Genomic DNA, 13,089 nt, shown 5'->3' on the forward strand with positions numbered 1-13,089 from the left:
ACGGTGACCGTTCGGTACCTTCCTGGTTAACGAAAAGAAGGTGACTTATGAAAGAAAAATGGCAAACAACCTGGCCAGAACGCATCAGCTACGGACTGAGTGATGCTGCCGACAATCTGGTCTTTCAAATGTTAACCACTTACCTGCTGTTCTTTTATACCGATGTCTATGGTCTGGATCCCGCTGCAGTAGCGGTTCTGTTTATTGTTGCCAGGATCGCTGATGTTGTGGAAAGCTTTATCATCGGGGTAATGATCGACCGAACCCACTCCCGCTGGGGCAAGAGCCGGCCATTTTTTCTTTGGTTCGCTCTGCCCTACGTCGTGTTTGCTGTTCTGACCTTCATCACGCCAGCTTTCTCGCAAACGGGAAAGCTGGCATGGGCTTACGTGACTTATTTGGGCCTGGGTTTCTTTTATACAGCAGTCAACCTACCGATTACGTCCATTCTGCCGACCTTGTCACAAAATGCTCGGGAATTAACCATGCTCGGTGTGATTCGTCAGTTTTTTGGCAGTTCCGTTCAAATCATTGTCGCGGTCTTCACCCTGCCGCTGATCGCTTTCTTTGGCCACGGGGATCAGCAGAAAGGATTCCTGATGACCATTGGCCTGTTTGGGCTGATCTCATTGTTTTTGATTATCAACACGTTTTTTCATGTCCATGAGCGGTTCAGCAATCCCGCAATTGCCCACCAGCCATTTAAGAATGTGATGAACATGCTGCTTAAGAATCGGCCATGGATAATCATTTCCGTCGTGATTTTTCTTTACTGGCTGACTACTGCAATTAAAAATCAGACAACAATTTATTATTTCAAATACACGCTGGATCATGAGGACTTAGTCCCACTGGCCAATAGTTTTACTTTGGCCGCCCTGATCGGGGTCGTCCTGATCATCCGGGCGGCCAGACAGTTCGGTAAGAAACGGACGATGCTGATCGGCATTGTCACTGCTTTTATCGGTCAGGTAATTCTGACGATCGGTGTTTATATCCATCTTCTGGCGGTGCTGTTTGCCGGAATTTTTGTTAATTCTGTTGGGCATGGACTCATTATCGGCCTCGTCTCCATTATGATTGCCGACACAATTCGCTACGGCACCGCCATGGGCATTCAGGCAGAAGGTATCTTAGCATCAACCGACGATTTCGGCGTCAACATGGGACTTGGCGTCGGCGGCATGATCACCGCCGTGCTGTTCCACCTGTCCGGATATGTTTCTAATCATGCTCAAAATGCGAAAACCCTATCAATGATCAATTTGAATTACGCTTGGATTCCGCTTGGACTTTATGTCGTCATGTTTCTAATCTTATTGGCCTATGACGAGCAAAGGATCAATGAGGCCGTGGCTAATTAATACTAGTGCATAAATTCTCTTAACTTTTCTCTGAAAATGTTCCCGAAACCGATATATAAACACCCCATTGCAAATCATCATGTGGTAATCTAATCCTAATGAAAAAATATTTTATAAGGGGAGATAAAACTGTGGTAGACTCCGTTACTCTGGTCAGTTTTTCACTGGTGGCTTTAGGCATTGTATGCGCACCCGGACCCAATATGATGTATCTCGTATCCTGTTCTCTCACTCAGGGTAAAAAGGCAGGTTTTTTTTCATTATTAGGTGTCGTCACAGGTTTTATCGTTTATGTGATCGCAACAATTTTAGGACTTGATTTCATCTTTAAAACAGTTCCTATGCTCTATTCAGCCATCAAAATCGCAGGCATCATTTATTTACTGTGGATGGCATGGAGCGCCGTAAAGCCGGGAAGCGAGTCGGTTTTTGAACCCCATGACGTTCCCCATCATACTCTGAAAAGATTATATTTGAACGGATTAGCAACAAATTTATTAAATCCAAAAATAGCGGTTCTTTACATTTCTTTGTTACCTCAGTTTGAACATCCTCAAAACGGTCCATTAGCTTTTCAAATCGGCGTGCTTGGAACCACACAGATTATCATCAGCTTTTCAGTAAACTTACTAATCGTGTTATTTGCGGGCCAAGTTTCCCAAATACTAAGGGAGAGACCGGTATGGAAAAAAATTCAGAAATATTTCATGGCAACAGTTTTAGGCCTTTTGGCGTTAAACTTGGCATTTGTCAAAAATAAATAAATTTTGTTTCTTCCCTATGCCACCCGGGAAAAAACCTGATGATCCCTTCTTGAGCTAGACAGTTAGTAACCATTCGCTAACCGTCTAGCTCAATCCATGTCTTTTTTCGGGAAGACCAATCATTTTGATCAAAGCGCGGAAGGCTTTCGGCAATAATTTGCGGGCATTGTCCAATCACGCTATCATGAGATCAGCAGCTTTGAACTCCGTTTTCAGAGCTTATTGGCAGGCACGAAGGGATGCAAAAAGAAATGATGGATTTTAAAAGGCTGAAAGAACAGCTAATCACATATAGTAAGGAAATAGGCGTGGACAAGATTGGCTTTACGACGGCTGATCCGTTCACCGAATTAAAGGCACTACTCTACGAGCAGCGGGCGCTTGGGTTTCAGTCCGGATTCGAGGAGAAGGATATCGAGAAAAGAACTGAGCCGTCTCTGCTCATGGACGGTGTGCAGTCGATTGTCTCGATCGCCATGGCGTATCCGAAGAGAATGCCCGAACGACCGGCAAACACAAAAGGTCATCGTCGCGGTGCTTTTGCCCGGGTCTCCTGGGGGCAGGACTACCATATGATTCTTCGTGATCGCATGCAAAAGCTTGGTGAATTTCTCGTTGACGCGATTCCCGGAGCCCGATACAAAAGCATGGTCGATACCGGAGAATTGTCTGATCGGGCGGTGGCTGAACGTGCCGGCATCGGCTGGGTAGGAAAAAGCACCAACCTCATTACGAAAGAATTCGGGTCGTATGTTTATCTTGGCGAAATGCTGACCAATATCCCGTTCCCGCCGGACAAGCCGGCAACCGACCTTTGCGGTGACTGCACAATTTGCATCGATCACTGTCCAACGGGGGCTCTGGTTCAGGACGGACAGCTTAACAGTCATAAGTGCATCGCCTATCTCACACAGACCAAGCAGGAGCTTCCGGAAGAATACAAAAAAGCGATTGGCAACCGGCTCTATGGCTGCGACACCTGTCAGCAGGTCTGTCCGTACAACCGGGATGTTGACAGTCATTTTCATGGGGAGATGGAGCCGGAGCCGGAACTGGCCCGTCCGCTTCTCACGCCACTGTTATCGCTGTCCAATCGTGAATTCAAAGAAACCTTTGGCCCGCTGTCCGGCTCCTGGCGAGGGAAAAAGCCGATCCAGCGCAATGCGATTGTAGCACTTGGTAATTACAAAGAAGTCTCCGCCGCACCGGAACTCCTTCGCCTGCTGAACGAAGATCCACGTCCGGTGATTCGCCGCACCGTCACCTGGGCGCTTCAGCAAATGTGGGATCGGTTCGAATCGGACACACGCTCTCAAATCATTCAATCATTAGAAACTCTGCTTGCGAAAGAAACAGATGAAAAAGTTCATCAGTGGATCAAGGGACGGCTGGACACGGATAAGAATACTGAAAAAAGATACGACTCAAGTGGCTGATCTTGAATGATTTTCAATCCATATGCTCGCCTCAGCAACATCTATTTTGTTCTGCTGATCAGAAATCCTGACCGTAAAATCTATAACCTCATCATCGGTCGCGTCAAATCGAATATTATTTTTATTGAGAAAAGTAACCATCCCCACAAAGCCTGTCCTCTTATTTGCATTATAAAAAGGATGGTTTTGAACAACGCTTTGAAATAATGCTGCTGCCTTTTCATATATTGTTGAATAAGCATCTTGACCAAATGCTGACTGCTTGGGACAATTCACAGCACTATTTAGCAAAGAGGGTTCTTTTATTCCAATCTGTTCGGATGGTATATATTTTTTAATCAGGATTGAATTGATAAAAATCAAGTCATTTTCATTAAGGAACAAAATTTCTTTCATTTCTTAGCCAATTCCTTAATTGTTTGATCATACTGATTCATTACGCCAGTAACCGCTTTGATCAGTTCAGGATCAATTCCATCAGGTAATTGAACATTATTTTTCTTTTTGATAGTCACTGTGCCGTCCGCTTGAAGCTTAAATTCAACTTGATCGCCTGGTTTCGCATTGAGATGTTCCAGTACTTCTATTGGATAAGTCGATCCATAACTATTTCCCATTTTAAAAATTTTTCTTTGCACGTTAACACTTCCATTTTAAAATGCTTTTTATAAAAGTCGGGGCGGGTTTTGGATGCTTCACTGTCCTGAACAACTGTTGTTTGGGCTGTTAAGAATGACTGTATGAGATCAGATCCTCCAGTAGTATCGATTTGTTCAAAAATAGTCAATTCGTCCATACTTTTTCCCACGCCCGAGACCATGAAAATACTACTTGAATACACTAATTGTAAACTAGTGAAATGCGTGTTAATGTATATACGTAAACACATTCGCATATTATAACAAGGAGGGAATCAATATGGGGTCCCTCCTCATCGGAGTTCCTTTAATCATCCGATTTTTTTATTTCCGCCAAAAAGTCGAACAGTCTGCCTTATCCGTAATATTAAACGCGATCATTTTTTCAAGCAATGAGAAATCAATCGGTCGATCCCATGGCAAACGTATTAACAGCTTAGTATGATCATAACCCGCCCGCTTAATTTCATCAAAAAAGTGATCAATCCCTGCACGTTCCGGTGCAACTGCCAAGTGATGCTTAGACACGCTAAAACCAATAATAAATGTGCCGTGATCCGTAAACATCGGCTGATTCCACGCAATTCTTGGCTTTAAATTCGGGAATTTCTCAGTGATCCAAGCTAAAACTTCTTCCGTCCGGTCTCGATGTAGCGGATTATCAATATGCGCTAAATAGTCTGCAAAAATTTCCATGTTGTTTCCTCCTCACATGTTTGGTCTGGACACCAATAATCTTACTAAGGATCGGCTCCCTTTTCATCTTTCCACCCTTTTTAAAAAAAACTGTGCGATCCCTACCCGTTAAGAAGCATCAGGCCTATACAATATTCTTGGTTCTAAGATCCTCTGATAAGGTCAGTTAGGCGTTTACTTCGCAGTTCCTGTTTACTGTGCAATAGAATTGTGAGAAAATCACTCTATCAATTAGAAAATATGGTTCCTCGGGATCAAGCAGGGAAAGGACGCGAGCAGTCCACCTTCATTTCTTTTGTTATTGGAACGCTCACGTTGTTGATCCTTACGCTTATAAAAGATCGCTCTTTGGGTATCTATCAGGGGTTAACTTCTGATCAACCCTGGTGGATTTGGACGAGTGGATTATTCGGTTCCTGTTCATTTTAGGCAATGCCTTTTTATCGCCAAACATTGGAACAGGTCTAACCGTTTCGATCGTACCCTTCGGACAGATTGCTGGAAGTTTACTCATTGAAAAGTTCGGCTGGTTGGAGGCTCAGCAAAAACCGATATCTAAATTCAAACTTATCGGCCTGATTATCATGTTAATGGGTGTCCTTTTAATCAAACTCTTGTAAATAGTAAGAAGTGACACACCGACTGCCAACTTACTATAAGAAAGTTCAAAAAATGGGGAACTGATAGAGAATATTGGTAATAAATTGAAGCCCTCAGAGGTGTACAATATGACCTCTGTAGAATTGGTTGGTGCTACTATTATATTGAATAAGATTCAACCCTGAAAAGATAGATGATGTCTGCGCGGAATGCTACAATCAAATTGTTTCAGGTAAAAATCTAAGATTCAGAAATTACGAGGAGTGCCGTATTCGATGATCTATACTTATTGCCCTGTGTGTGGTGAAAAATTACTTGATAAGATTGCGGGTGACGATGGATCAACCCCGTTTTGTCCCCAATGTGACAAATTTTGGTTCCCAACATTTTCCGATTGCGTGATTGTCCTCGTCACAAATGAACTAAAGGAAATTGTTTTAGTAAAAATGCCGTATCTTTCGCAAAAATATGAGTCATTAATCTCTGGTTACATGAAGCCGGGTGAGACTGCTGAAGTTGCTGCTGACCGTGAAGTACAAGAAGAACTAGGAATCTCTTTAACGAGTCTTCGATATGCAGGAACATACTGGTTTGCCAAAAATGAGGCACTAATGCATGGATTCATTGGCACGACTGTTAAACAAGACTTCAAAATATCTGACGAATTAGCCTCCGCTGAGTGGGTTCCTGCAAAAGATGCACCACAGTATATGTTTCCAGATAACCCAGGTAATGCTGCATTGGCCGTCTATCGAAACTTTATTCGGGAAATCTATTAAAAAATGCTCCCGAAAATTCAAGCAGAATGTTGAGTTTATTAAATGGGCTCTTAGTCCTTGTATAAAGCTATTTTCTTAATTTGATTTTTGAATATTGATAGTGATTATTCAACATATCCCTGAATTCAACAAGTTTCTCCTGTGAACCAATAAATCTCTTAGGGATTATAATGGCCATTTTTCTTGTTATATATAGTAAGAACATGTCATTATATTCCCTGATTTGCCTGATTTCAGACCAATCATATTGGGTAGAACCAGTTGGGTTAGATATTGTAATTCCAGTATCTTTAAAAATATAATGACTTGTCATTGCACTGAGCCTTTTATTGTCTTTGTACTCTCGTTTCGTACGTCTGTTTCCAACAAACAAAGCCGAGCCAAACGAAATAGTAAGTAATATTAAGATTACTATCATGCCCAACAAATTATATTGAACGAAGTATCCAATACCCATCCAAAATATAAAGTAACTCATCATTCCATAAATAACGGCTCTGAATTTATAATGCCATTGATATTTTTGAAATTCTTGAAGAGTCAATGTACCACTAAAATTAAGAAGGCATTCCATAACCATTCCTCGATTCAATAAACAATATAAATCATAATCGTATTTTAGCACAATTTAATTACTACGCGTATGTGTCATGCTTTTCTCGGAACCTCTGATCTGAAAAGAACGATTTTATTCTAAAAGTGTACACCTTAGGCAATTACTGGCATCACACAACTTCGTTCTTTAGTTAGTTGAAATTAAGTAGCTTGTACCCTAGTTCATTTGAAGAACGCAGAAAAGGCTCACAGATATTCTTGCTTTTAAGAATATCTGTGAGCCTTTTAATTATATTGTAACCCGTTATTTAATTACGCATTACGTTTTAGAGTTATTATGCAGCTGCTGCTGCTACTTCCATTAAAAACGGTATAATTACATCTGTAATATAAGTACCAGCTGCATAAGTAACACCAAGAGCAGCAGCTCCAAGGCCGACGTAACCAAACGTATTTTTTAATGAACCAAGTGATTGATAAGATACAGCTGAATATGGAAGTTGGCCACTTTCATTATTCAGATTATAAATGGTATCACAATTGGGCAAAGTGACATCTGGAAAATCGTCACTATTTCGGTACTTGAATGTAAGCTCTGCTTGTAATTCGGTATCGTATCCTGTAACAACCGCAACATTTTTAAAAATAGCCGTCATCGAAACTTCCAAAACTTCATTTGGATCCTCCGGAGTCTTTATCTCATATTCTATATTTCCTTCATTAATCGCTGCAGCAAATTGTGTTATATAACTTTCGGGATCCGTCATATCAATGTTTGGGGTCGTCTCGCTCCCCAAGGTTGTCAATCCTCCGAATACGTCGAATTCGGTTCCAAGTGTTGTTCCATTTGTTACCGTAATAGTAACTGCGTGCTCTCCCTTAGGTGCGATTTTCCCTGAAAAACTAAAATCAACTTCGAGAAATGGAGTGTCTACCACTGTAAATTCTACTTCTTCTTCAAGAGCCTCTGTTGTATTGAAATAATCCTCTAGGTCAGGAATGCTATGGACTAATGGTAAGACGGCAGCATACTGAGCGGTAGCGATTTGTTCAGCTGATGGCGCAGCTGTATCAATTGAATTGAATCCCTGATCCACGCCTGAATAAGCATCCATATCAACTTGGAAATAACCTGCAGTGGAATCACCAATAGTAATCGTTGTAAATTGATCAAATGACCATCCAGTAGGAATGGTAAAACCAAGATTACCGCTCCATCCAGTCGACATGTCTGCAACAAAATAGCCGCTGACGTATTGAGAAACATTCTGACATACGTTTCTGTCACCATAAACACCTGCCTCATATGAGGGAGTAGTTTGTTCTGAGTACGCATCATGAATGCCTTGGAAGTATGGAACAACATTTGACGTAATGTCACTCTGTAAGGCATCGTAATCTACCGCGAAATAGATTCTGGTTGTACCTGGGATTCCCAAAGTCTTTGCAGTTTCAAAGGCAACTTGAGCATCTGAATAACCCTGATCATAGTTAAAATAGCTCTCTTGATATCCCCCATCTTCGTAAATTGGAAAAACACTCAAACCGGCGCTAAAAATGGACTGTAGTTCGCTTGTAGTCATTGCCTTAGAAACACCATTCGCTGTACCAGTTAAGTATCGCCCTACATAATTGAAACCGGCGCTTTTCACAATTTGTACCGTTGTATCGTTTAGGATTGTTGCACAGTCACACGCTAAGGCATCTCTTGAAGTATCGCCAGCGCTTGTCATCAATCCTTTGATGGTCGTCATATTGGCTACACCCGTGACTGGCAGAACCATCGCTTGCTGAAAACTTTCAACGGCAGCTGCAACATTGCTATCATAAACCCCATTGAAGTTCTTAGGATCATAATCAGTACCATTACAATAAAGAGCGTATTCGAGAATCTTCACAAAATTTGTCCTAGAGTCGTTTAAAGAAAGGGTAGGGCAATCTGCGGTTGTCGTCGGCCCAAAAGTGCCTGTAGCTTCTGAAGGGGATAATCCTTCCTCACACTGCAGGGCATAAATGAGCGCTGTGTTGGTCTCTCGACTATAAAGACCGTTTGTCTGCAACAGTCCTGTGTAAGCATTATATTGGTTATTTAAGCTTTGCTGAATGACTCTGATATTCGCGTCACCATTAGCATCAAGGACAAATGGATCCGTATTTAGAATCGCCTTCATGATCATGGCCGTAACGACACCATCCTGGTTGATTCCTGCATCTGATTCAAACTCTTCAACTGCGGCCTGAGTGTCCGTGTAAAAGATTCCTGTGAATCCTCCTGGATTATAACCCTTACACCAAAAACCTCCTTGTAGAATATATTCTTTATTTGTTGGTGTCGTTAAGTCATCGGATGATCGAATAGACATGGTTGTAAAGGCTGCTTCTGTTTCCGGACCAAAAGTACCTGTTGGCGTAGCAATTCCTAGCTCAATCTGCAATCCAGCGATCAGCGCTTGTTCAACCTGCTGTCCAGTTTCTCCATTCTCATCAATTAAATTACCACCAAAAACGTTCGTGTACTGAGTATTCTGACCATAAGTTTGGTTCAGCCATTGCTGAACTTCGAGTACCATTTGATCCATAGTAAAATAACTTCCTTTCTTTTTTTAAATATAAATCATGGAAATCTTGAATAATCGAAAATAGTATGCTAGTGTTTATTTACTAGTCTTTGTATTTGTTGTTTCGGTGTCTTGTTCCTCTAGATTGTTTAACCTACTCGTTATAACTTTTGGGAATGAGACACCAAGGATCGTTAGATTTTCGATGATAGACAGGCTTTCGTCACAAATAGCAATAAGTGTCATTACGGTCTGAAAAATAGGTGTTCCACGGTTGACCAATGTGTCTAAAATGGATGAAAGTATGAGCGAGAGAACAACTCCCGATTTCTTTAAGAGTCCATTTCTAATGGCTCCTGATTTAAGTTTTTTTTGTTTAATGGCTTTCAATAATCCCGAAATAACATCAAGAGCCATGAGAATCAAAAGAAATTCATACATGCTGAAGGAATCAAGAGATGTATTTATAAAGAAAACCTCCTTTACGGTTAGACCGTTATCATCACTTGTAAAAATCCTAAAGCTAGGGCAAGCTTGATTAGCGCACTTCTTTTCTTTCGATAATATGTTCTTTGTGAAAGCGCCAAACTATTTTGTATTTCAAAGTCGTACATGCTTTGGAATGATAAATATTTGTAAAAGATGATCTTTTTTTGCTCAACATCTAATGAATTCACCGTATGGGAAATGTCAATTAGCGTTTTTCTCTCAATGTCTTCGATTTTTTCAAGCCAATCATTTCTCAGTTTAATTTGGTCGCCCGTAATAACAAAAGGGGTTTTTGTTATTTTTACAAAAATATAGCGACAATTAAGTAGGGAATTCTTCACTATGCTAATAGAATTTTCTACTTTTTTCTTGTCCATTTCTTCCATCGAATCACCTGATGTCATTACTAGATTTTCAATTGCTGGCCTACGTAAATTTTATTTGGATCTTTAATCGAGTTTAATTTTTGGAGCTCAAGTAAAGGTCGTCCAAACCGCTCAGCCAGTTCGTCTAACGTATCCCCTTTCTTCACTATATATTGCCTGGACTGACTTTCTTTTTCAGATGGATCCCAATGATAAAGTTGATAGGTTTCGATAATACTTTCTAATTTCTGTGTATAATTCGGGTCAGTGGCGTATCCGTCTTTCTTAATGAGTGTACAGACTAAGTGATAATCCATTTCTCCAAGAAGATTACTGTACCGTTTATTTTCATGGAGGAATTTCGCATGATCCAAGGTGCTCTCTGAAAAGGAACTGTATGCCCTGAATTTGCTTAATTCTCGATAGGCACCTTTTAGTCCATATTCACGGGTAGTTGCTGTTACAACTGGTCCATGCCATGAAGCATCTGCTTTTATACCAAACAAGTTATTTGATATTGCTGCAGAACCCCAACCGCTCTCTAAAGCTGCTTGTGCCCCCGTAAGTGAGGGGAGTACTTTGTAATTACTCCATCCCATTTCAGCTCCTTGTTTCACAAGATTTAAAAATGTACTTTGTTTTGTCATTTCTATCACCTCCTTTTTTACCACCTTCTTGGGATACTCATAGCATACAACGGCTGTGGTAATTCGCTCTGTCAACTCATTGCCAAATGAGTGCCATTTATTAAAAGGAATTTATTATAGGTACATTATAAGAACATATGTTCCTTTTTGCAAATAAATAATAAATGTTCTATCTGTTGACACTACTCACTAATGGCTCTTATGGCCAAAGTAAGGCGTTAATAGCATCTATCATCTTAATCACTGGCTTTGCTAAAAAATCCGTTTTTTTCACTCCATGCACTCACCCTCCGCGGGTGCTCTGCTGACGGCGGCCAGCCGAATAGGCTACCTCTACCCAAAAATAGGCTATTTAATCCCACAAAATAATTCACCTTTTTCCATTATTTGATCCATAGGCACTGGATAACACCTCCTCGTATACTTAGCACGCATCAAAAACGCGTGACATCAATGATACAGGAGGCTCTTCTAAGGCGGCAATCCAATATCGAAAGATCCTAGAACTGCAGTACCCCAGCAACACCGTCAGCGTAGTTTCGCAGCGAACACAGGTAGCTATTCGGTCGATTCTGTTCACATTTCTTTACTGGAGACATATCTGGCATGATGCCATAGTCAACCGCCCCGTTGAAGAGGGAGAACAGAATCAGTTGGATCAATGAATGTTGTCTTTAATCGATTCACAAATGGTAATGGACATAAGAAGCAATTGTTTCCAGACTAATCTATCGTGCGTATGATTTATCAAATAATACCAGGTCTGATAGTATAATGATGTTAAACTATCACCCTTACTAGTCTACAAATACACAATAAATGACTTATATACAGGCACCACAAGGAGGTAATCGTATTGATCAAATTTGTTGAAACTAAATTGCTAAAAATTGGTTATGAGGAATCCGGGCCTGCTAATGGTCGTCCGTTACTGCTCATTCATGGTTGGCCAGACAGCTACCATACTTGGGATAAACTACTTCCGTCTCTTCACCAGGCAGGGTTTCATACGTATGCTGTTTCTTTAAGAGGTTTTGGCCCCACCCAATTTCTTAACAAGCAAACGCCGAGAACAGGAAGCTTTTCGGCCTTAGCTCAGGATATCCTTGATTTTACTGACAAATTAGGTCTTGCACAATTTGCAGTCATTGGGCACGACTGGGGTGCGCGCACAGCTTATACACTTTCCTGTCTGAAAGGAACGAAAAAAATATCTCATGAAGTCGTTTTATCTGTTGGTTGGGGAGATGCAGGACGGCTCTCTTTAAAGCAAACTCAGAATTACTGGTACCACTGGTATATGGCAACAAATATGGGAGAAAAACTTGTCCGTGAACAAACATATGAGTTCACAAGATATATCTGGAACATTTGGAATCCGGGATTTACGATTAGTGATCAGGTGTTTAATGAAGCAGCTATTGCATTCACAAATCCAGATTGGGCTTCAGTCACACTGCACTCCTATCGTGTGCGCTGGGGATTCGCTGAGCCTGATCCTGCTTATGCGGATATTGACAATAGAATCAAAGCCGCCCCTGAAATCGATGTTCCCACACTTCTTATTCACGGCGCCAGCGATTCATGTAATGATCCATCAACCTCAGAAGGAACCGAAAACTTGTTTACAAATAGATTTAAGAGAATTTTGCTGCCCAATGTAGGTCATTTTCCGCAACGACAAGAACCGGAAAAGGTCGCTGAAGCAGCGATTAACTGGTTAAACTCATGATCAACTTATAATAACGGATCTCGTAGGACAATGAATGCAATTCTGGGGCAAATCACAAAGAACAGAGAAGGAGAGAAAAACTGGAAGAAGGACTATAAGGCCGTTGCCCATATGGCACAATCATAAACCTCCAGATGATGCAAAAGAAGCTCTTATCTTAATGGCTGTAGCTTTTGTAGACGACCGATATTTTATCAAATATCATCCTGATGCTTTTTATGAAACAGGGCTTGAAGCGTATTTAAAGACCCACAACCTTTCCTCTATTGAAATTTGTGGCGCCCAGACTCAGCTGTGTATTGGTACCACTATTCGGATAGCTTTTCATCTCGGATTCAGCGTGACCATCCTAAATAACGGATTCTCAACCTTTGATTCAGATCACTTAACCGCTGAGCAGATCAATGCGCATCATTTATCGATATGGCGCAACGTGTTCGCCAAGATCATCTGATGATTTTACAGA

14 protein-coding genes and 1 pseudogene are annotated in these 13,089 nt (G+C 41.1%); 7 read left to right on the top strand and 8 right to left on the bottom strand.

The features are described from left to right. Positions 1-47: 47 nt before the first annotated feature. From COP04_RS01275 to queG, 3 genes are all read left to right on the top strand, one after another. Entirely contained in the window at positions 48-1,364 is a 1,317-nt protein-coding gene (locus COP04_RS01275) for an MFS transporter (RefSeq protein ID WP_100486348.1), read from the top strand. Positions 1,365-1,495: 131 nt separating this feature from the next. Continuing rightward, positions 1,496-2,128: a LysE family translocator gene (locus COP04_RS01280; RefSeq protein ID WP_157800393.1), complete on the top strand. Its 633-nt coding sequence runs from the start codon at positions 1,496-1,498 to the stop codon at positions 2,126-2,128. Positions 2,129-2,382: 254 nt separating this feature from the next. Then, positions 2,383-3,564, top strand: coding sequence for a tRNA epoxyqueuosine(34) reductase QueG (gene queG / locus COP04_RS01285; protein ID WP_193437441.1), 1,182 nt, complete (start codon positions 2,383-2,385; stop codon positions 3,562-3,564). Here the strand turns inward: queG and COP04_RS01290 are convergent. The 3 genes from COP04_RS01290 to COP04_RS01300 all read right to left on the bottom strand — a co-directional run bounded on the left by COP04_RS01290 (position 3,553) and on the right by COP04_RS01300 (position 4,898). After that, positions 3,553-3,960, bottom strand: a complete 408-nt coding sequence (locus COP04_RS01290; protein ID WP_100486351.1) for a type II toxin-antitoxin system death-on-curing family toxin — start codon at positions 3,958-3,960, stop codon at positions 3,553-3,555. The two genes, queG and COP04_RS01290, sit on opposite strands and share 12 nt — an antisense overlap. Beyond that, entirely contained in the window at positions 3,957-4,202 is a 246-nt protein-coding gene (locus tag COP04_RS01295; RefSeq protein ID WP_239984724.1) for an AbrB/MazE/SpoVT family DNA-binding domain-containing protein, read from the bottom strand. The genes COP04_RS01290 and COP04_RS01295 overlap by 4 nt, the downstream gene beginning before the upstream one ends. Positions 4,203-4,526: 324 nt before the next feature. Continuing rightward, complete coding sequence (locus COP04_RS01300) at positions 4,527-4,898, bottom strand: iron chaperone (protein WP_100486352.1); 372 nt, start codon at positions 4,896-4,898, stop codon at positions 4,527-4,529. Positions 4,899-5,138: 240 nt separating this feature from the next. On the opposite strand from COP04_RS01300, the pseudogene COP04_RS20650 reads away from it, so the two are divergent. Both COP04_RS20650 and COP04_RS01315 read left to right on the top strand, forming a co-directional pair. Beyond that, positions 5,139-5,518, top strand: a pseudogene (locus tag COP04_RS20650) (DMT family transporter). Positions 5,519-5,773: 255 nt separating this feature from the next. Beyond that, positions 5,774-6,277 carry an NAD(+) diphosphatase gene (locus COP04_RS01315; protein WP_100486355.1) on the top strand — a complete coding sequence of 168 codons (504 nt, stop codon included), beginning with the start codon at positions 5,774-5,776 and terminating at the stop codon, positions 6,275-6,277. Positions 6,278-6,344: 67 nt separating this feature from the next. Here the strand turns inward: COP04_RS01315 and COP04_RS01320 are convergent, their stop codons facing one another. The 5 genes from COP04_RS01320 to COP04_RS01340 form a co-directional block, all read right to left on the bottom strand. Then, a complete protein-coding gene (locus tag COP04_RS01320; RefSeq protein WP_162297068.1) occupies positions 6,345-6,851 on the bottom strand; it encodes a YcxB family protein in 507 nt (168 codons plus the stop codon). 316 nt (positions 6,852-7,167) lie between these two features. After that, a complete protein-coding gene (locus COP04_RS01325) occupies positions 7,168-9,411 on the bottom strand; it encodes a glycoside hydrolase domain-containing protein (protein WP_100486357.1) in 2,244 nt (747 codons plus the stop codon). 75 nt (positions 9,412-9,486) lie between these two features. Next, positions 9,487-9,831 carry a phage holin family protein gene (locus COP04_RS20655; protein WP_100486358.1) on the bottom strand — a complete coding sequence of 115 codons (345 nt, stop codon included), beginning with the start codon at positions 9,829-9,831 and terminating at the stop codon, positions 9,487-9,489. A gap of 47 nt (positions 9,832-9,878) precedes the next feature. Beyond that, positions 9,879-10,265, bottom strand: coding sequence for an ArpU family phage packaging/lysis transcriptional regulator (locus tag COP04_RS01335; RefSeq protein ID WP_100486359.1), 387 nt, complete (start codon positions 10,263-10,265; stop codon positions 9,879-9,881). A 20-nt stretch (positions 10,266-10,285) separates the two neighbouring features. Beyond that, on the bottom strand, positions 10,286-10,891 hold the full coding sequence (locus tag COP04_RS01340) for a glucosaminidase domain-containing protein (protein ID WP_100486360.1): 606 nt from the start codon (positions 10,889-10,891) through the stop codon (positions 10,286-10,288). Between the two features lie 856 nt (positions 10,892-11,747). On the opposite strand from COP04_RS01340, the gene COP04_RS01345 reads away from it, so the two are divergent. Then, positions 11,748-12,623, top strand: coding sequence for an alpha/beta fold hydrolase (locus tag COP04_RS01345; protein WP_204988006.1), 876 nt, complete (start codon positions 11,748-11,750; stop codon positions 12,621-12,623). A gap of 34 nt (positions 12,624-12,657) precedes the next feature. Beyond that, complete coding sequence (locus tag COP04_RS01350) at positions 12,658-13,077, top strand: isochorismatase family protein (protein ID WP_100486362.1); 420 nt, start codon at positions 12,658-12,660, stop codon at positions 13,075-13,077. Positions 13,078-13,089 lie beyond the last annotated feature (12 nt).

It is taken from the genome of Sporolactobacillus pectinivorans, from assembly GCF_002802965.1.
In the GTDB taxonomy this organism is placed as follows: domain Bacteria; phylum Bacillota; class Bacilli; order Bacillales; family Sporolactobacillaceae; genus Sporolactobacillus; species Sporolactobacillus pectinivorans.